The following is a 22,881-nucleotide window of genomic DNA, read 5'->3' as shown; positions in this document are numbered from 1 at the left end:
NCGAACGTGACATCGTGCTGACCGGTGAGCCACATCAGCACCTGGGCCCACGCGGCCTGCAACACCGTGTTGGCGGTGGTGTGTTGTGCGCGTGCGAGTTCGCTCACGGCCCGGGTCGTCTCGGCGGGCAGCCGGAACGATTCGGTGGCACGCCGTCCCGCGGCTGTCCGGCCCGGCGCGACCAGCGTCGGCGTGGCGAGGTCGGCGAGGACCTCCCGCCAGGCGGCGTGGGCCGCCTCGACATCCCGATCGGCCATCCAAGCCACGAAGTTGCGATAGGGCGCGGCAGCGGGAAGGCGTTGCCCGTAATAGCCGGCGAATATCTCCCGCAGCAGGATCGGCAGTGACCAACCATCGAGCACGATGTGGTGGTAGGTCATGACGAACCGGTGTTCGGTGTCCCCGGTCTTGATCAAGGCACTGCGGAATGCCGGCTGGTGCGCCAGATCGCACACCGACGCGCGTTCGGCCGCGCACACCTGTGCCATCTGCTCATCGAGGGTGACCGTGCCCGTGGCCATGTCGAGGTACTGCCACGGCAACGTGGATTCGGCCGGGATGATCTGAACCGGTTCGTCGAAGCGCTTGTCGAACCGGGCAGCCAGGTTGGGGTGCCGGCTGACCACCACGCGCACTGCCTCACGCAACCGCTGCGGATCGAGGGGGCCGGTGATGGTGACGTCGAGTTGCATGGCGTAGAGGTCATCGTCGTTGCCGGTCGTCGCGTTGGCCTGGAACAGAAGTCCACGCTGCAAAGGCGTCAGTGGCAGGATGTCCGCGACCCGGTGATGCGCGGTCAGCTCATCGATCTCCGGCTGGGTGAGCCGGGCCGGCGCGATGTCCGACGGGGTCAGGCCTCCGCCACCGGCGTTCACGTACGCGCAGATTCCGGCCAGTGCTTCGAACCAGAGTCGGCCCAACCGACTGACCTGTTTCTCGTCCAGAGCCGAGCGAGCCCACGTCCACGAGGCGTGAAGGCTTGGGCCGGCATCAGTTTCGGCGGTGCTCGCGTTGAGTTCGACCGCGTGGCCCAGCGGCATGGGTACGGCGGAGGCGACGGCGGCGACCGCCGCCCCGTCACCACTGGGCCGCCACAGGCCCGCGACCACCTGCGGCTGGGCCGGACCGGGCGAACCCATCCTGCCGAGATAATTGAAACCGACCGTCGGGTCGGCCCCAGCCAGGTCGATATCGGGGTTGAGGTACCGCAGGAGCCCGTAGGTCAATCCGTCGGGCAGGGCTCGTAGTTGTTCCTTGGCGTCCTTGATGATTCGGCCCAGTGCCGGATCACCGGCCACCACCGCGGACCACGGGAGCCGGCCCCGGTCGCCGGCCGTGCTCAGGGCCACCGGGTACTTGGTGGTGAACCAGCCGACGGTGCGGGACAGGTCGATGGTTCGGTCGGCGCTTCCGCCCAGGTCTTCGCTGCGGCCGTGGCCCTCGACGTCGATGGCGACCGGTAACGTCACCCCGAGGAATTCGGTCAGCGCCAGGCCGTAGGCGACCAGCAGGATGTCCTGTACTCCGGCGTGGAACGCCGCGGGCACCTCACCGAGCAGCACACGGGTGGTCTCGACATCCAACGATGCGGTGAGATGTCCCGCGGTTTTGTAAGTGTCGAGTTCTGACCGGACCGCAGGCAGCGCCGACGGAGTCGCCAACACCTGTCGCCAGGTATCGGCCCGGTCCACCACCGCCGCCGACCGTGCGTGCTCACCGAGCAGCGTCGTCCACTGCGCGAATGAGGTTCCGCCGACGGGCAATACGACCGGCTGGCCCTGACTGTGTTGGGCCCAGGCGATGTTGAGGTCTTCGAGCAGGATTCGCCACGACACCGCGTCGATCGCCAGGTGGTGAACCGTCAGCACCAGCTGGCCGGTGGATACCACCCACAGCGCGCTGACCATCTCGCCCGCCGTCGGGTTCAGCCTCGACCGGGCCGCTACCAGTACCTCGTCGGACAGGGCGTCCACACTCTCCAGATGCGCACGCACCGAACCCTTCTCGGATACCTCGAATGACCAGGTGCCGCTGTCGCTCTCGTCGATCCGCAGACGCAGCATCGCGTGCCGGTCCAGCAGCGCATTCAGAACGGGTGCGACGTCCGACTCGCCGGCACCCGGCGGGGCCTGCACCACCACCGTCTGGTTGAACTGATCGACCGGACCGCCTGCCCGGCCCACCTCTTCCAACCACCGCATGATCGGCGTCCCGGTCACCGGCCCGACACCGTCGTCGACCGGACCGGCGTCCTCGTCGAAGACGTCGACCACGTGGGCCAGCCGGGCCACGGTCTGCTCGACGAAGATGTCGCGGGGCCGGCACAGCACGCCATGTGCCCTGGCCTGGGCCACAACCTGCATGGACAGGATGCTGTCGCCACCCAGGTCGAAGAATGACTCGTCGACCCCGACCCGTTCGAGACCGAGAACCTGGGCGTAGATGCCCGCGAGGATCTCCTCTACGGCCGTCTGGGGAGCCCGGTACCGGTCGGCGTCCTGATAGTCCGGTTCCGGCAGGGCGCGGGTGTCGAGCTTGCCGTTGACCGTCAACGGCAGCGCTTCCAGGACGACTACGGCGGCGGGGACCATGTACGGAGGCAGCCGGTCGGCCAACGCATTTCGCGTCCCGGCGGGGTCCACCGACCCGGGCGCCACTTCGGTCACGTAGCCGACCAGTCGGGTCACGCCCGGGTGGTCCTCGCGGGCGATCACGACGGCCTGACCCACACCGTCCAGCCCGCCCAGCGCGGCCTGGACTTCGCCGAGTTCGATGCGATAGCCACGGATCTTGACCTGATCGTCGGCGCGACCCAGATACTGCAGCTGTCCGTCGGGACGCCAACTCACGAGGTCACCGGTCCGATACATGCGGGCTCCCCCACCGGCGTCGACGAACGGACACGGTACGAATCGTGTTGCGGTCAAACCTGACCGGCCCAGATACCCGCACGTCACGCCGTCCCCGGCGACATAGAGTTCACCGACGACTCCCGGTGGTACCGGGCGCAACCATTCGTCGAGGACGAACAGCGCCGAGGTCGGCACCGGCGCACCGATGGGCGCGGCGCCGGATCCATCTTCTAGCGGCGCACTCATCGACGCGTACACCGTGATCTCGGTGGGGCCGTACGCGTTGATCATCACCCGGCCCGGTGCCCAGCGGTCGACCACCTCAGCCGGACAGGCCTCCCCGCCGAGCAGCAACGCAACCGAATCCAGCCCTCGCGGAGACAGGGCGCCCGCGGCCGACGGGGTCTGGGTCAGCACGTTCACCTGCTCGCTGACCAGCAGAGCGTGGAACTCGTCGGGTGAGCTCACGATCGACTCGGGCACCACCACCATGCGCGCACCACCGAGCAGGGCGGCCCAGATCTCCCAGACCGAGAAATCGAATGCGTACGAATGGCATTGGGTCCACACCTGGTCGGCCGGCAGGTGCGGGGGCGTGGATCGTGCCAGGTGGCCGAGGTTGTGGTGGGTGACGGCCACGCCCTTGGGGAGACCGGTGGTTCCCGAGGTGTAGATCAGGTAGGCGATGTCTTCGGGCGCCGGTGGTGCAGGCGCGGTGTTGGGTTGCTGGTCGATGGCCGAATCGTCGAAGGTGATCACCGGTATGCGATGTCCGCCCAGCCGGTCGGCCAGGCCGGCGGTGGTGACAGCGACAACCGGCGCGGCGTCGGTGAGCATGAAGGCGATGCGGGCAGCGGGAAGCGCGGGATCGATCGCCAGATATGCCGCCCCCGCCTTGAGCGTGGCCAGCATCGCGACGATGGCGTCCGCCGAACGTTCCATCAGCAGTGCCACACAGCACCCCGGCCCGGCGCCCTGCTCGATGAGCCGGTGCGCCAACCGGTTCGCGTCCGCATCCAGTTCCAGGTAGGTCAAGGAGCGACCGCCCGAGGTCACCGCGACCGCCCCGGGACAACGGTCGACCTGAGCCGCAAACAACTCCGGCACCGACACCGCCGGCGCGACGGGGCCGTTCAGCACGGTCCGGTTGCCCATGGCCTCCAGGCGGTCGTGTTCGTCGGGATCGAGCAGATCGATCGAGGACAGCGGCCGGTCGGTATCGGCGGTCATCGCCGACAACACCAGTTCGAACCGCTTGATCATCGTTTCGATGGTCGCGGTGTCGAACACGTCGGTGCGGAACTCCACCGACCCGGTGATTCCGGCGGGCTCGCCCGCCGGCGTCCGCCGTTCCGCCAGGGAGAAACTCAGGTCCATGCGTGCGGTGTGCGTGTCCGCGGGCATCTGATCGACCACCAGATCGCCCAGGGCCAGGCCGTCACCGGACTGGCCCGGAACGTTCTGCCATCCCAGCGCCACCTGCACGAGGGGGTGGTGGGTCAGCGAGCGGGTGGGGTTGAGCCGGTCGACGAGCACTTCGAACGGCACATCCTGGTGGTCGTAGGCGGCCAGACTGCGCAGCCGCACCTGCGCCAACAACTCCGCGACCGTCGGGTCCCCGCTCAGATCGGCCCGCAGCACCAATGTGTTGACGAAGAACCCGATCAACTCGTCGAGGGCGGGATCACGACGACCGGCGATGGGGAAACCCACTGCCACGTCGGAACTTCCACTGAGCCTCGACAACAGGGTCAGCAATGCCGCCTGTATCACCATGAAGCTGGTCGCGTTGTGTTCGCGTGCGACCCGGCCGATCTGCTGGTGGAGTTCGGCGGGCCAGTCGAGCGAGACGAGAGCGCCACGCTGGTCTGCGGCCGGCGGGTAGGGCCGGTCGGTCGGCAGCGCCAGCCGTTCGGGCATGCCGGCCAGCGCCTCCTGCCAGTAGGCCAGCTGGGTGGCAATACGGCTCCGATCGTCGTCGAAGTCACCGAACTGTGCGCGCTGCCACAGCGTGTAATCGACGTACTGGACGGCCAGATCGGTCCAGGCCGGGGCGTGCCCGGCGCAGCGGCCGGCGTAGGCCACGCTCAGATCGGCCATCAGCGGGGTGAGTGACCACGCGTCCGCGGCGATGTGGTGCACCACCGCCGCCAGCACATGGTCTTCCTCCGAGACTCGGAAAAGTTTTGCGCGCAGCGGAATTTCACGAGACAGGTCAAATGTGTGACGCGCGGCCGCGCCGATCGCCTCGTGCAATCGCTCTGCCGTCCAGCCACCGGCATCGACGACGTCCCAACCGAATCGCGCGGACTCCGCGTCCACGACCGACTGCCGCGGAATTCCGTCCGCGGCCGGGAACACGGTACGCAGGGTTTCGTGACGAGCCACCACATCACTCAGCGCGGCACCGAGCGCGTCGACGTCGAGCTTTCCACGGATCCGCAGCGCGGTCGCCATGTTGTAAACGGGTGACGGGCCCTGCAGTTGGTCGAGGAACCACAGCCGGGACTGTGCGAATGACAGCGGGACCACCGCCGGCCGCTCACCGGCCACCAGCGGATCCAGCCGCGCCTCTTCCCCACCCAGCCGGGGTGCCAGTTGCGCCACGGTGGGTGCCTCGAACAAGATGCGCACCGCAAGGCCGGCATCCATCGCGGTGTTGACCGCGGCCACCAAACGCATCGCCGACAGTGAGTCTCCACCCAGGTCGAAGAATGAATCGTCGACGCCGACCCGCTCCACACCCAGCACGTCGGCGTAGATCCCGGCCAGGATCTCCTCGGTGAGCGTTCCCGGAGCGCGGTAGTTGTCGATGTCCTGGTACTCGGGTGCCGGCAGGGCGCGGGTGTTCAATTTGCCGTTGGGAGTCAACGGCAACGTCGCCAAGGTGACGATCGCGGCCGGAACCAGGTAGGCCGGGAGCTGCTCGGCAAGCTGGGTGCGCAGCTTGGCGGGATCCGCCGTTCCGGTCACATAACCCACCAGCCGCGTGTCGCCGGGGCGGTCGGCACGAGCGATCACGGCTGCCTGGTCCACGCCGTCCAGCCCGGCCAAGACCGCCTGAATCTCACCGGGTTCGATGCGGTACCCGCGGATCTTGACCTGTTCGTCGGCCCGGCCGACGTAGCGCAGCTGCCCGTCGGCATCCCAGCACACCAGGTCGCCGGTGCGGTACATCCGTTGTCCGGCCGAGTCAGGGCCACCGAACGGGCAAGCCACAAAACGAGTTCCGGTCAGTTCCGCCCGGCCCAGATAGCCGACGGCCACACCGCGGCCTGCCACGTAGAGCTCTCCGACCACGCCGGGCGGCACCCGGCGCAGCGAAGCGTCGAGCACGAACAGCGCCGCACCCGGCACCGGCGTTCCGATCGACGGCGCTCCGGTCTCGGGCGCCAGCGGTGCTGTCCTGGAGGCACATATCGTCGTCTCGGTCGGTCCGTAGGCGTTCACCATCGTGCGGCCCGGGGCCCAGCGATCCACCACCTCGGCCGGACAGGCCTCACCGGCCACCAACAACGAGACCGGGCCCAAACGGTCCGGCGACAGCAGTGCCGCCGCAGAGGGCGTCTGACTCAAGACGGTGACCTGTTCGGCAATCAGCAAGGTTTGCAGGTCTTCTGGCGAGCGGGCCACCGATTCCGGAACGATGACCAGCCGCCCGCCATGCAACAAGGCGCCCCAGATCTCCTCGACCGAGGCGTCGAAGGCGTACGAGTGCCACTGCGTCCACGTCTGCCCGGCCAGGAAGGTGTCGGGCGACCCCAGTAGCTCGGTGACATTGCGATGGGTGATCGCCACGCCCTTGGGAACGCCGGTGGTTCCCGAGGTGTAGATGACGTAGGCGATATCGTCCGGTCCCGGGGCAGGCAGCCTGCCCGCGCCGGGATGCGGGTCCGCCTCGGCTGCGATGTCACTGGTGTCGATCACCCGCAGGTCGCAGCCGGCCAGCCGATCGGCCAGGCCGCTGGTGACGATAGCGGCGGTCGGCGCGGCGTCGGCGAGCATGAATTCGATGCGCGCATCGGGCAATACCGGGTCGATCGGCAGGTATGCCGCCCCGGCCTTGAGTACGGCCAGCATGGAAACGACCGCCTCCACGGAGCGTTCCGCCAGCAATGCCACACCGGATCCCGGACCCACACCGTTGGCGGCCAGGGTGCGGGCCAGCCGATCGGCGGCCGCGTCGACCTCCCGGTAGGACATATGTCGACCGTTGAAGCTGATCGCCACCGCCTCGGGCGTGTGGGCCACCTGACCAGCGAACAGTTGCGGAATCGTCAGGGAAGCCGTTGCTGTGGCGGCTTTTGCGGTCTCGAGTACCGCCCGATTGCCCCACGCATCCAGCCGGGCGTGTTCAGCCTCGTCGAGCAGATCGATGGCCGACAGCCGCAGGCTCGTGTCGGCCGTCATCGCCGTCAGGACGCGCTGCCACCGCGCGATCAAGGTTTCGATGCTGGCGGTGTCGTACACGTCGGTGCGGAACTCCACTGCCCCGCCGATTCCGTCGGGCTCACCTTGCGAGGTCCAGCGTTCACCGAGGGAAAAGGTCAGATCCATGCGGGCAGACTTGGTTTCGACCGGCAACGGCGTGAAATCGAGGTCACCCAGCGTGAGCCCGCCTGCCGGGCCGGTGTCCTGCCAGGGCAGGTTCTGCCACGCCAGGGCCACCTGAACCAGCGGGTGATGGGTCAGATTCCGGGTGGGATTCAGCCGCTCCACCAGAACTTCGAACGGCACGTCCTGGTGGTCGAAGGCGGCCAGGGTACGGGTACGGACCTGGGCCAGCAATTCCCTGACGGTGGGATCGCCGGCCAGATCCACCCGCAGCACCAAGTTGTTGACGAAGAATCCCACCAGCTCGTCGAGGAGCGGGTTACCCCTCCCGGCGATCGGGAATCCCACGGCCACATCGGTACTCGAGCTCAGCTTGGACAACACCACCGCGAGCGCGGCCTGCATCACCATGAAGCTCGTCGCGCTGTGCTCACCGGCCACCGCGCCCACACGCTGCTGCAACTCGGCCGGCCAGTGCACCTCTACCGTGGCGCCGCGTTGATCGGCGACCTGCGGGTAGGGCCGATCGGTGGGCAACGCCAGGCGTTCCGGAAGGCCGGCGAGTGCGTCTTCCCAATACGCCAACTGCGCGGCGATCGGGCTGCTCTCGTCGTCGAGGTCACCCAACTGCCCGCGCTGCCACAGCGTGTAGTCGACGTACTGCACAGCCAGCGGGGTCCAGTCGGGCTCCCGTCCCGCACACCGGCTGGCGTAGGCCGTGCTCAGATCGCGCACCAGCGGGGCCAGTGACCAGCCGTCGGCCGCGATGTGGTGCACCACGGCCACCAGGACGTGTTCGTTCTCTTCGACCCGGAACAGCTTGGCGCGCAGGGGAATTTCGTTGGCGAGGTCGAACCTGTACCGGACCGCTGCATCGATTGCCTCGTCCAGTGCGCTGGGCGCCCAGCCGGTGGCGTCGACCACATCCCACCCGAACTCGGCGCGATCGACGGGCAGCACCACCTGGCAAGGTGTTCCGTCTGGCGCGTCGAACCGGGTCCGCAGGCTCTCATGGCGGGCCACGACATCACCGAACGCCGCACCCAACGCGTCGGCATCGACCCGGCCGTGCAGACGCAGACCGACCGGCATGTTGTACACCGGGGACGGCCCCTGCAGCTGGTCGACGAACCACAGCCGGTTCTGCGCGAACGACAGCGGTATCACCGCGGGCCGCTCGCCGGCGACCAGCGGCTCCAGCCGTCCGGCCCGTTCGGTGACACACAGCGCCAGCTGGGCGACTGTCGGTGCTTCGAACACCACGCGAACCGAAAGTTCGGTGTCCAGGGCGGCATTGATCGCCGACACGAGACGCATGGTCGAAACGGAGTCCCCGCCCAGATCGAAGAAGGAATCGTCGGCGCCGACGCGCTCCACACCCAGCACCTGGGCGTAGATTCCGGCCAAGATCTGCTCTTCGGGACTGGCAGGCGCGCGGTAGTGGTCGACATCCCGGTAGTCCGGTGGCGGAAGCGCCCGCACGTCGAGCTTGCCGTTGACCGTCACCGGCAGCGCCGCCAGGGCCACAATCGAAGCGGGCACCATGTAGCCCGGCAGCCGTTCCGCCAGTTCGCCACGTGCTTCCACCGGATCGGCCGTCCCGGTGATGTAACCCACCAGGCGTTTGTCGCCCGGCTGGTCCTCGCGCGCGATGACCGCCGCTTGATCCACGCCGTCCAGCGCGGTGAGCGCCGATTGGATCTCGCCGAGCTCGATACGGTACCCGCGGATCTTCACCTGTTCGTCGGCACGGCCGAAGTAGTCGAGCTGGCCGTCGGCTCGCCACCGCACGAGATCACCGGTGCGGTACATGCGAGCACCGGGTTCCCCGAACGGACAGGCCATGAACCGCGACGCGGTCAAACCCGAACGGCGCCAGTAGCCCACGCCGACGCCGGCCCCGGCCAGGTACAGCTCGCCGACCACCCCGGCGGGTACCGGGCGCAGCCATTCGTCGAGCACGAAGAACGCGGCCCACGCCGTGGGCGCACCGATCGGCGGCGGACCGGCGTGCCCGCCTTCTAGCGGCGCACTGGCACACAACCACATCGTGGTCTCGGTCGGGCCGTAGACGTTGACCATCACCCGTCCCGGCGCCCAGCGATCCACCAGTTCCGGCGGACAGGGCTCCGCACCGATCACCAACGCCGTTCCGTCCAGACCCTCGACGGGCAGCACCCCGACCGCCGACGGGGTCTGGGTCAGCACGGTCACCCCTTCGCGCACCACGAGGTCGTGGAAGTCCTCGGGGGCGCGGGTCACCGTATCCGGCACCACCACAAGCCGTCCGCCGTGCAGCAGTGCGCCCCAGATCTCCCACACCGAGAAATCGAATGCGTACGAGTGGAACTGGGTCCACACCTGTCCCGGCTCGAGCGGTACCCCGATCTGCAGCGAGTCGAACAACTGGGCGACGTTGCGCTGGGTGACCGCCACCCCTTTGGGCTGCCCGGTGGTGCCCGAGGTGTAGATGATGTGGGCCATGTCGTCGGGTGCCGGCAGCGCCAACGGTGTGCCGGGGGCGGTGCGGATGGCTGGGTTCTGTACATCGACGATCGTCAGGCCATGACCGTTGAACCGGTCAGCGAATGCGGCGGTGGTGACCGCGGCGATCGGGGCGGCGTCGGTCAGCATGAACTCGACCCGCGCCTCGGGCAGCGCCGGATCGATCGGCAGGTACGCCGCACCGCTCTTGAGCACCGCCAGGATCGCCACGATCGCCTCGGCCGATCGGGGGAACATCAGCGCGACGCGCTCGCCCGGGCCGACGCCATGGCCGACCAGCCAGTGCGCCAACCGATTCGCCGATTCGTCGAGTTCCCGGTACGTCATCGACTGGTCCCCGCAGACCAGCGCCACCGCCTCGGGCGTGCGTTCCATCTGCGCGGTGAACAACTCGGGCACCGATCCCGGTTGCGCCAGGTGGGACAGCACGGCCTGATTGCCCCACTGGGCCAAACGCGCGCGCTCGGCCTCGTCGAGAAGATTCACTGCCGATACCGGGCGCCCGGGGTCAGCGGTCATCGCCTGCAGTACGGCCTCGATCCGCTCGGTGAGGACGTCGATCGCGGCGGTGTCGAACACGGCGGTGTCGTACTCGATCCGCAGCCGGAGCTCGTCGCCGGGAATGGCTTGCATCGTCAGCGGATAGTCGGTGGACTCGTGACTGGTGAATTCGAGGACCTGCAGGCCGTCCCCGGCGCTGGACAGCGCACCGGTGTCCACCGGGTAGTTCTCGAACACGAACAGCGTGTCGAACAGCCGGTCCTGGCCTGTGATGCGGTGAATCTCACTGAGCGAGAGATGCTGGTGCTCAAGGGTCTTGGTGTGCGCGTGTTGCAGGTGCTCGAGCAGATCGGTCGTGGTGGTGGTCGCGGAGATGTCCGCACGCACCGGCACCGTGTTGATCAGCAGGCCCACCATCAACTCCGCGCCGATCACCTCGGCCGGCCGCCCGGACACCACGGTGCCGAAGGCGATGTCACGCTGGCCAGTCAATGAATTCAGCAGCAGCGCCCAAGCACCCTGCAGCACGATGTTGACCGTGGTGCGGTGTGAACGGGCCAGGTCGTTGAGCGCCCGGGTGGTGGATGCGGACAGCCGGTGGGCCCGTACCCCGCGCATCCCCAGCTCAGACTTCTGCGACGGGCCGACGAGCGTCGGAGTGTCGAAGCCACTCAGCACTTCTCGCCAGGCGGCATGGGCGGCGTCGACGTCGCGCTCGGCCAGCCAGCTGATGAAGCTGCGATACGGCGTGGCCGCAGGCAGCCGCTGACCGTGGTAGATGGTGAAGATCTCCTGCAGCAAGATGGGCAGCGACCAGCCGTCGAGCACGATGTGATGATTGGTGAGCACCACCCGGTGGCGATGGTGTGCGGTGCGGATCACCGCCACCCGGAATGCCGGCGGGTGAGCCAGATCGCACACCGCCGCGCGTTCCTCGGCGCAGATCTGCCGGACCTGCTCCTCGGTTGCGGCCGTGACCAATTCGACATACCGCCAGCCCGCGACGGGATCGGCCGGGATGATCTGTACCGGCTCGTCGAACTGTTCGCAGAATCTGGCCGCGAGCTGAGGATGCCGCTTGGCCACCGCCTGGACGGCGTCCCGCAGGCGGTGCTCGTTGAGCGCGCCCGCGACGGTGATGTCCAACTGCACCACGTACAGGTCGTCGTCGGGCCCCTCGGCGCTACTGCTGTGGAAGATGAGCCCCTGCTGTAACGCGGTCAGCGGCAGGATGTCTGCGATCCGGTACTGCTTCGACAGCTCGTCGATCTCGTGCTGGCCGAGACGGGCAGGCGCGATGTCAGACGGCGTGAGGCCGCCCCCGCCGGTCCGAACGTGTGCGCAGATGCCGGACAGGGCTTCCGACCACAATCTGCTGAGCCGGTTGACCTGTGCCTCATCGACCGCTGACCGGGCCCACGTCCAGTTCGCCTGCAACTGCGGGCCGTTCCCGGTGTCGACGGTGCCCGCGTCGAGCGCGATGGTGTGGGTCAACGGCATCGGTATCGCCGCGACGGAGCCCGTTTCGGCCAGGCCATCCGCGGACAGCCGCCACATGTCGTCGGTCGGTTCGGTCGACCCGCCGAGACGGCCCAGGTAGTTGAAGCCGATCGTCGGCTCGGCGCCGTCGAGGTCGACATCGGTGTTGAGATAACGCAGCAGCCCATAGGTCAACGGCGCGGGCAGTGAGCGGAGCTGCTCCTTGGCGACTTTGACCGCGGCACCCAGCGCCGCATCGCCGGTGACCACCTGAGACCAGGACAGCCCGCCGGCCAGATCCCCGAAGTTCAATGCCACCGGATACTTGGCGGTGAACCACCCAACGGTGCGCGACAGATCGATATCCGGTTCGGGAGATCCACCCAGAACGTCGACACGACCGTGCCCCTCGACATCGATGGCGACCGGCGCCGCGTCGATGGCTGCCGCATGCCCGAACTCGGCCACCGCCAGCCCGAACGCGATCAACAGCACATCCTGCACACCGGCATGGAACGCCGCCGGCACCTCACCCAGCAACAGGCCAGTGGTTTCGGGGTCCAACGACATTCGCATCTGGCCGGCGGTCTCGTAGGTATCCACGTCCGGTCGCCCTGCAGGCAATACCGCGGGAACGGACGTCAACCGTCGCCAGGCGTCGGCCTGGGCGACCACGTCCGGGTGTTCGGCATGCGCGCGCAGCAGCTCGGCCCACCTCGCGAACGACGTACCCGTCGGCGGCAAGGCCACCGGATGCCCATTGCGATGTTGCGTCCAGGCGATGTTGAGGTCTTCCAAGATGATTCGCCACGAGACCCCGTCGACGGCCAGGTGATGCACAATCAACACCAACTGGCTGGTGTCCGTCACCCACAGCGCGCTCACCATCGCGCCGGCAGCCGGATTCAACCGCGACCGCGCCGCCACCAACGCCTCGTCCGTCAGCGCCGGCACCGATCGCACGTACCCACGCACGTCGACCGAACCAGGCTCGGGAACCGTCAGCGACCAGCTCCCGGCATCGTCGGGTACGGCCCGCAACCGGAGCATGCCGTGCCGATCGATCAACGCCTGTAACAATGTCACCACGTCCGCCAGATCGGCGCCGCCGGGAGCCTGCACCACCAGCGTCTGGTTGAATTCATCGACCGGGCCGTTGCGTTGGATGCCGTTGAGCCACCGAATGATCGGAGTGGCCGCAAGCGGCCCGACGCCTTCGTCGATCGGGCCTCGCGAACCACCGGACGCCCCGGCTACCTGAACCAGCCGGGCCAACCTCGCCACCGTCTGCTCGACGAACACATCGCGCGGGCGGCACACCAGACCCGCAGCCCGGGCCCGGGCCACCACCTGCATCGACAGAATGCTGTCACCGCCCAGGTCGAAGAACGAGTCCTCGACACCGACCCGCTCCAGCCCGAGAACCTGGGCGTAGATGTCGGACAGGACCGCTTCGACGGCGTCGGCCGGTGCCCGGTAGTCGTCGCCCGAGCCGTAATCGGGGGCGGGAAGCGCTCGGGTGTCGAGCTTTCCGTTCACCGTCAGGGGCAGCGCATCGAGCGCCACGACCGCGACCGGCACCATGTAGGCGGGCAGCCGGTCGGTGAGGTCGGCACGGATGCCGGCCGGATCGGCGTCACCGGTGATGTACCCGACGAGCCGCTTGTCACCGGGTCGGTCCTCGCGCGCGATCACCACCGCTTGCTCCACGCCGTCGAGGCCGGCCAGAGCGGCCTGGATCTCACCGAGTTCGATGCGATATCCGCGGATCTTGACCTGTTCATCGGCCCGGCCCAGATACTGCAACTGCCCGTCCGGCCGCCAGCACACCAGATCGCCGGTCCGGTACATCCGTGTCGCGGGCATCCCCGCACCACCGAACGGGCACGCCACGAATCGTGATGCGGTCAACCCGGTGCGACCGACATAGCCGTATGCCAAACCGGCACCCGCCACATACAGTTCGCCGATGACGCCGGCCGGCACCGGGCGCAACCACTCGTCGAGCACGAACAGTGCGGCCGCGGGTACCGGTGAACCGATCGGGACAACGGACGATCCCGGCTGCCCGGCTTTCAGGGGCGCGCTGATCGCCACACACATCGTGGTCTCGGTGGGCCCGTAGGCGTTGATCATCACCCGCCCCGGCGCCCACTGGTCGACCACCTCGGGCGAGCAGGCCTCCCCGACCACGACCAACGCTGCCGACTCCAGTCCATTGGCCGGCAACGCCCTTACCGCAGAGGGTGTTTGGGTGAGCACGTCGACGTGTTCACGCACCAGCAAGGCGTGGAAGTCCTCCGGTGAGACCGTCACCTCTTCGGGGACGACCACCACCCGACCGCCACGGAGCAGGGCGCCGAAGATCTCCCAGACCGAGACGTCGAAGGCCAGGGAGTGGCACTGGGGCCATACCCCGGGCCTGGGCAGCCCGGCATCGAGGGATTCGAGTAGTTGCGTCACGTTGTGGTGGGTGACGGCAACGCCTTTGGGCACCCCGGTGGTGCCCGAGGTGTAGATCAGATAGGCGATATCGTCGGCGTGCGGCGTCGGCAACTCGCCCGGCGGATGCACAGCGGCCCCGAGCTCGTTGATATCGAAGGTCGCCACCCCGCGCCGCCGCAGCCGGTCGGCCAGGTCGGTGGTGGTGACCGCGGCAATCGGACCGGCGTCGGTCAGCACGAACTCCAACCGTGCATCGGGCACGGCGGGATCGATCGGCAGATATGCCGCACCGGTCTTGAGGATCGCCAGGATGGCGATGATCGCCTCGGCGGACCGGTTGAACAGCAGCGCGACGCACTCTCCCGGTCGTGCCCCGCGCCCGATCAACAAGTGCGCCAGTCGATTCGCGGACTCGTCGAGTTCGCGGTAGGTCCACGTACGTTCACCGAACGTGAGCGCGACCGCCTCCGGGGTCCGCGAGACATGTTCGGCGAAGAGCGCCGGAACCGAGATCGGTCTGGGCGCCGGGCGGGTCAGCGAGACGCGGTTGCCGAGGGCCGCGAGGCGGGCGTGCTCGTCGTCGTCGAGCAGATCGATCGACGACAACCGGGCGGCCGGGTCATCGGTCATGGCCGTCAATACCCGCCGTAACCGAACGACCAGGGTTGCCACGGTGTCGGCGTCGTACACGTCGGTGCGGAACTCCACCGTTCCGCCGATGCCGGCGGGTTCGCCGTTCTGGGTTCGGCGTTCGGCCAGCGAGAAGTTCAGATCCATCCGGGCGGTGTGTGTATCGACGGGTATCCGGCTGACCTGCACGTCGCCCAAGACCATTCCGGCGGACGAATCGTTGATGTCGTGCTCGGCGAGGTTCTGCCATGCCAGTGCCACCTGGATCACCGGGTGGTGTGCCAGGGATCGAGCCGGGTTCAGTTGGTCGACGAGGACTTCAAATGGCACATCCTGGTTGTCGAACGCGGCCAAAGTGCGAGCGCGCACCTGAGCCAGTACCTCGGTGACGGTCGGGTCGCCGGCCAGGTCGGCCCGCAGCACCAGCGTGTTGACGAAGAAGCCGACCAGGTCATCCAGAGCGGGGTCGCGGCGGCCGGCTATCGGAAATCCCACGGCCACATCGGAACTCGCGCTGAGCTTCGACAGCAGCGTCAGCAACGCCGCTTGAATCACCATGAAGGTGGTCGCGTTGTGTTCACGCGCCACCCGTGCGACCTGGCGTTGCAACTCGGCCGGCCAGTCCACCGTCATGGTGGCACCGCGCTGGTCGGCCATCAATGGGAACGGCCGGTCGGTGGGCAACTCGATACGCTCGGGCAGCCCCGCCAACGCGTCCCGCCAGTAGGCCAGCTGTGTGGCGATCCGGCTCCGGCTGTCGTCGAGGTCGCCGAACTGTGCGCGCTGCCACAGCGTGTAATCGGCGTATTGCACCGGTAGCGGTGCCCAGTCGGGCCCGTGCCCGGCGCACCGGTTGGCGTAAGCCCGACCCAGATCGGTCACGAGCGGGATGACCGACCAGCCGTCCGCGGCGACGTGGTGCAGCACCGCCGTCAGCACATGCTCGTCCTCGCTCAGCCGGAACAGCCTGGCCCGCACGGGAATCTCGGTCGCCAGGTCGAAGGGGTGCCGGGAGGTGTCCTCGATGCCCGCCCGCAGCTGTGCCGGCGTCCAACCGGTCGCGTCGACGACGTCCCATGGCACGTCCACGCGATCGGCGGCCGTCACGACCTGACGCGGAACCCCGGCGGGCGCGTCGAACAGGGTGCGCAGGCTCTCGTGCCGAGCCACCACATCCACCAACGCGGAGCCCAAGGCCCCGGCATCCAGTGCACCGGCGAGGCGGAAGGCAGCCGTCATGTTGTACACCGGTGACGGCCCTTGCAATTGGTCCAGGAACCACAGCCGTGACTGGGCGAACGACAGCGGCACCACCGGTGGCCGCTCGACGGCCACCAACGGCTCCAATCGGGCGGCGTCCCCGCCGACCCGCAACGCCAGTTGCGCGACCGTCGGGGCGTCGAACAACGAGCCCACCGTGATGCCCGCCTCCAGAGACGAGTTGATCGCGGCGATCAGACGCATCGCGGACAACGAGTCACCGCCCAGGTCGAAGAACGAATCCTCGACGCCCACCCGGTCCAAGCCGAGAACACGGGCATAGGTGTCGGCCAGGATCTCCTCGACCGGATTGGCGGGGGCGCGATGGCGATCGGATCCGGAGAAATCCGGTGCCGGCAAGGCCCGACGGTCGAGTTTGCCGTTGACCGTGAGCGGCACCGCATCGATCACCACGATCGCCGACGGCACCATGTAGCTCGGGAGTCGCTCGGCCAGTTGCATCCGAATCTGAACCGGGTCAGCGGTTCCGGTGACGTAACCGACCAGACGTTTGACTCCGGGGTCGTCCTCGCGCGTGATCACGACAGCCTGGGCCACTCCGTCGATCGCGGCGAGTGCGGTCTGTACCTCACCGAGCTCGATCCGGTACCCACGGATCTTGACCTGCTCATCGGCGCGTCCGAGGTAGTGCACCTGACCGTCGAGGCCCCACCGCACCAGATCGCCGGTGCGGTACATGCGGGTGCCCGGAATCCCGAACGGACAGGCGACGAACCGCGACGACGTCAGGCCGGATCGGCGCCAATACCCGCTTCCCACACCGCGGCCCGCGATGTACAGCTCGCCGACGACCCCAGGAGGTACCGGACGCAACCACGCGTCGAGGACGAACAACGCTCCGCCGGCCACCGGGGCGCCGATCGGCACGACCGACCCGCTGGTCAAGGGTGCGCTCATCGATGCGTAGACGGTGGCCTCGGTCGGGCCGTAGGCGTTGATCATCATCCGAGCGGCCGCCCAGCGGTCCACCAGCTCAGGTGGACAGGCCTCGCCGGCCACCACCAGGGCCACCGACTCCAGCCCGTCGGCCGCGATCATGCCCGCGGCCGACGGTGTCTGGCTCAAGACGGTGACGCCTTCGGTCAGCAGGAGTTCACGGAAGTGGTCGGGCGATGCGGCGACCGATTCCGGGACCACCACCAGCCGCGCACCATGCAGCAACGCGCCGAAGATCTCCCACACCGACACGTCGAAGCTGTACGAGTGCCACTGTGTCCAGACCTGCCCCGGTCCCGATGACACATGGGAATCGAGGGAACCGAACAGACCCGGCACGTTCCGGTGCGCAATGGCAACACCTTTGGGTACGCCGGTGGTGCCCGAGGTGTAGATGATGTAGGCGATGTCGGCGGGGTCGGGACCCGGCAGGACCGCGCCCGTTCGGGGTTCCGCTGCGGACGACGCGAAGTCAGTGATGGCGAGCACTGGCACGCCACACCCGGCCAGGCGCGAACGCCGGCCCGCCGTGGTGACCGCAACCACCGGCGCGGCGTCGGACATCATGAATTCGATGCGTGGCATCGGTAGCGCCGGGTCGACCGGAAGATACGCCGCACCGGTTTTCAGCACGGCGAGAATCGCCACGATGGCGTCACTGGAACGGGAGAAGAGCAGCGCCACAACCTTGCCCGGGCGTGCACCGTGTGCCGACAACACGTGCGCGAACCGGGTCGCGGCGTCATCGAGCTCCCGATAGGTCATCGACCGGCCCTCGCACGTCACCGCGGGAGCATCTGGTGTGCCGGCCACTTGACGGGCGAACAACGCCGGGATCGTCTCCGCCGTAGCTGGTTCGGCCAGCGCCGCCAGGTGGCTCCACTCGTCGAGGCGGGCGTGCGCAGCCGCCTCGAGCAGATCGATCGACGACAACGGCCGCTGCGGATCCGCGACCATCGCTGCGAGCACCGCTTGCAGACGTGCGATCAGCGCGTCGACGGTATCGAGATCGAAGCCCTCGGAGTCGAACTCGACGCGAAGCGTCATCTCCCGGCCCGGTAGGGCCTGCACCGCCAACGGGTAATGGTTGGATTCGCGGAAGCTGAATTCGGTGACGGCCACCCCACCGACATCCGACAACGTGGCGCGGTCGATCGGGTAGTTCTCGAAAACCAGCAGCGTGTCGAACAATTGGTCATGGCCGACTATCCGGTGAATATCGCTGAGCGCCATGTGCTGGTGCTCGAGCGTGTCGTTGTGGCCGCCTTGCAACTGGTGCAAGAGGTCGGCGGTCGTGGTGGCCGGGGTCAGGGTGACCCGGACCGGCACCGTGTTGATTAGCAGCCCGACCATCGAATCGGCGCCGTCGACCTCGGCCGGGCGCCCGGAGACCGTCGCGCCGAAAGCGACGTCGTACTGACCGGTCAGTGAGCTGAGCAGCACCGCCCAGGCAGCCTGCAACGACACGTTGGCGGTGCTGTGGTGGGTGCGGGCCAGCTCGCCGAGTGCCCGGGTGGTTTCCTCGGATAGCCGGAATGTCTCGATACCGCGCTCTCCCAGACTGTTTCGATCGGCGGGGCCGACCAACGTGGGAGTGTCGAAGCCTGCCAGATACCCGCGCCACGCCTCATGTGCGGCCTGCTGGTCGCGGTCGGCCAGCCATCTCAGGAAACTGCGGTACGGCGGGGCCGGCGGCAACCGATGCCCGCTGAAGCCGGCGAAGATCTCTCGCAGCAGAATCGGCATCGACCAACCGTCGAGCACGATGTGGTGCGCCGTCAGCACGAACCGGTACCGGTCATCGGCCGCGCGGATGATGCAGGCGCGGAAGGCGGGCTCGGTGCGGAGGTCACAGACCGCGGCGCGTTCGGCCGCACAGATGTCCTGGACCTGCTCGTCCACCCCGATGCCGTTGGCAGCCACGGTGATACACCGCCACGGCACCTCGGGATCGGCGGGTACCACCTGCACCGGCCGTTCGAACCGTTCGCAGAAGCGGGCCGCCAGGTGCGGATGCCTGTGGACGACCGCCTGAACCGCCTCGCGCAACCGCTCGTGATCGAGTGGGCCACTCACCGCGATATCGAGCTGCATCGCGTACACATCGGCGGCACCCCGTGCGGTCCCGGCGTGGAACAGCAGCCCCTGTTGCAGCGGGGTCAGCGGCAAGATGTCGTCGATCAGGTGTTGTCGGCCGAGGTCGTCGATCTGTTGCTGGCTCAGCTGCGCGGGGGCGATATCCGACGGCGTGAGCCCGCCACCGCCGCGTCGGACGTGCGCACAGATACCCGTCAACGCCTCGAACCACAGCTGGCCCAGCCGGCCGATACTCGCGCCATCGAGGACTGAGACGGCCCACGTCCAGTCGGCGTTCAGTTGCACGGCACCGTCGGCGTCGACGGCAGCCGCGTTGAGCTCGACGCTGTGGCCGAGAGAGGTGGGCACCGCGCCGGCGCGCCGGGTGAGCGACAGGCCGTCGGGGCGGATCCGCCAGGTGTCATCGGAGGCGTGGCCGGCGTCGCCTCCGAGCCGGCCCAGATAGTTGAATGCGATCACCGGATCCGGCGCGGACAGATCCACATCGGGGTTCAGGTAGCGCACCAGGCCGTAGGACAGACCGTCAGGCAGGGCACGAAGCTGTTCCTTGGCGCCTTTCACGAGTGCGCCGATCTCGCCATCGCCGGCCACCACTCGCGCCCAGGGCAACGGATGTGCGCGATGGAAGTCGAATGACACCGGGTATTTGGTGGTGAACCAGCCCACCGTGTGTGACAGGTCGAGCCCGGGGCTTCCGCCCAGCTCTTCGTGGCGTCCGTGGCCCTCCACGTCGATGACGACGGGCGTGCCGCCACGGGTGAACTCGGCCAGCGCGATCCCGAACGCGATCAGCAGAATGTCTTGTGTCCCGGCATGGAACGCGGCCGGTACCTCACCGAGAAGCTGATGAGTGGTCTCGGCATCCAACGTCATGGTCAGCTGCCCGGCAGCGTCGTAGGTATCGACATCCGGCTGCGGCGCGGGCAATGCCTTTGGCAGTGCCGCCACGTGCCGCCAGATCTCGGCCTGATCCGCCACGTCCGGGTTCCGCGCGGCCTTCGTCAGGAGGTCTGCCCATCGCGCGAACGACGTGCCGGTGGGAACGAGGGTGACGGGCCGGCCGCCGCCATGTTGTGCCCAGGCGGTGTTGATGTCTGCCAAGAGGATTCGCCACGACACGCCGTCGACCGCCAGGTGGTGCGCGACCAACACCAGTTGACTGGTCGACGTCACCCACACGGCGCGGAGCATCGCCCCGGCGGCCGGATTCAGCTCTGACCTCGCCGCCACCAGCGCCTCGTCGGACAGCACGTCCACCGAATGCACACACCCGGCGGCGTCGACCGAGCCCGGTTCGGGCACGGTCAGAGACCAACCGCCGGCTCCGTCGTCCGCGGCACGCAACCGGAGCATGCCGTGGCGATCGAACAGGGCCTGCAACAGGATTACGACGTCGGCTTCGGTAACACCCGCGGGTGCCTGCAGCAGGACCGTCTGGTTGAACTCGTCGATCGGGCCGCCGGCAGACTCCAGGTCCTTGAGCCAGCGCATGATCGGGGTCGCCACCACCGGGCCGAGTCCCTCGTCCGCAGGCTCGTCGGTGACCCGTGCAGCCCCGGCCACCTGGGCCAGCCGGGCCACGGTCTGCTGGACGAAGATGTCCCGGGGGCGACACGTCAGACCCGCGGCCCGAGCACGTGAAGCCACTTGCATCGACAGGATGCTGTCGCCGCCCAACTCGAAAAACGACGCATCGACACCGACGCGGTCCAGGCCGAGGATCTCGGCATAGATGCCCGCCAGGATCTCTTCGGTCGGGGTGGCCGGGGCCCGGTAGTCATCGGTGTGCTGGTATTCCGGTGCGGGCAAGGCCTTCTTGTCGAGCTTGCCGTTGACCGTCAACGGCAACTCAGCGATGGCCACCACCGCGGTGGGCACCATGTAAGACGGGAGTTTGTCCGCCAGCGCCGTGCGGGCGGCCGATGGATCGGCGGAGCCGGTGAGGTAGCCCACCAGGCGTTTGTCACCCGGACGATCCTCACGGGCGATCACCACCGCCTGCTCGACCCCGTCCAGCGCCATCAACGCCGCCTGGATCTCCCCCAACTCGATGCGATACCCACGGATCTTGACCTGCTCATCGGCCCGCCCCAGATACTGCAACTCACCATCCGCGCGCCAGCAGACCAGATCCCCCGTCCGATACATCCGGCGACCCGACGCGCCGAACGGACACGCCACAAACCGCGACGCACTCAACCCGGCCCGACCCAGGTACCCGGTGGCCAAACCCGCACCGGCGACATACAACTCGCCCACCGTATTCGGGTGCACCGGACGTAACCACTCGTCGAGTACGTAGAACGCCAGATCCGCCAGCGGCACGCCGATCGGACTGACCGCACTGTCCACATCGGCGCCGGTGATCTCACGGAACGAGGCATGCACCGTCGTCTCGGTGATGCCATACATGTTGATCAACCGCGGCAGCCTCGGATGTTCGGCCACCCAGGGACGCAGCCGGGATGGTTCGAGCGCCTCGCCGCCGAACACCACCACCTCGAGCGCCAACCGGTTCTCCGGCCGGGCCACATCCGCGGCTTGCAGCGCGTAGAACGCCGACGGCGTCTGACTCAACACGCTGACCCGCTCAGCCACCAACAGGGCGTGCAGCTCGTCCGCCGACCGTGTCACGGCTTCGGGCACCACCACCAGCCGGCCACCGTGCAGCAGCGAGCCGAAGATCTCCCACACCGAGAAGTCGAACGCCAACGAATGACACTGCGTCCACACCTGACCGGCCGACAACGCCACATCGCGATCGATTGAATCCAGCAACCGCGCCACGTTCCGATGCGGAATCGCCACGCCCTTGGGCACACCCGTCGTACCCGAGGTATAGATCAAATATGCGATGTCGTCGGGACCTGGTCCCGCCGGTAATGCGGTACTTGGCTGAGCGTAGACGGCGCGGTCGTGCACATCGATCACGGCCAGACCGTGGCCATCCAACCGATATGCCAGGTCTGCGGTGGTGACGGCCACCGCAGGTCGGGCGTCCTCCAGCACGAAGTCCAACCGGGCATCGGGCACCGCCGGATCGATCGGCACATAGGCCGCACCGGTTTTCAGCACTCCCAGGATCGCCACGACGGCTTCGACCGACCGGGAGAACACCAACGCCACCCGCTGGCCCGGCCCGACTCCTCGCTCGACGAGCAAGTGTGCCAATCGATTCGCCGCGGTATCGAGCCCGCGGTAGGAAATCGAACTGTCGCCGAAGCTGACGGCCACGGCTTCCGGATGACGGATCACCTGCTCGGCGAACAACTCCGGAATCGGCGCCGGCGTCGGCACCGGGCTGCCCACAGCAGCCCCGTTGCCCCACTCGTCCAGTTCACCGAGTTCACCACGGACGCTAATGGTCGCCAACAACGCAGCCGGGTCGGCGGTCATCGCGGCCAGAATCCGTTCCAAGCGGTCCGCCACGTCGCGTGCGTCGCAGTCGGCGAACAGTTGTCCTACGCCCGTCGTGCTGAGCAGGAGATCGTCATCCTTCTTCAGGAAAACCACACCGAACTGGTCCACCAGTCCGGTGTGGGTCGCGGTACCCGACCCAGGGGCCCCACCGAAGTCCGCAACTGGGATCGTCGGAAGAAAG

1 pseudogene is annotated in these 22,881 nt (G+C 67.9%); it reads right to left on the bottom strand.

Annotated elements, in window-relative coordinates:
- Positions 1-2: 2 nt before the first annotated feature.
- Positions 3-22,793, bottom strand: a pseudogene (locus BN4332_RS04470) (non-ribosomal peptide synthase/polyketide synthase); the annotation flags it as partial.
- Positions 22,794-22,881: the final 88 nt, after the last annotated feature.

It is taken from the genome of Mycolicibacterium houstonense (genome assembly GCF_900078665.2).
Classification (GTDB): Bacteria; Actinomycetota; Actinomycetes; order Mycobacteriales; family Mycobacteriaceae; genus Mycobacterium; species Mycobacterium houstonense.
This window is presented reverse-complemented; position numbering and strand designations above follow the sequence as displayed.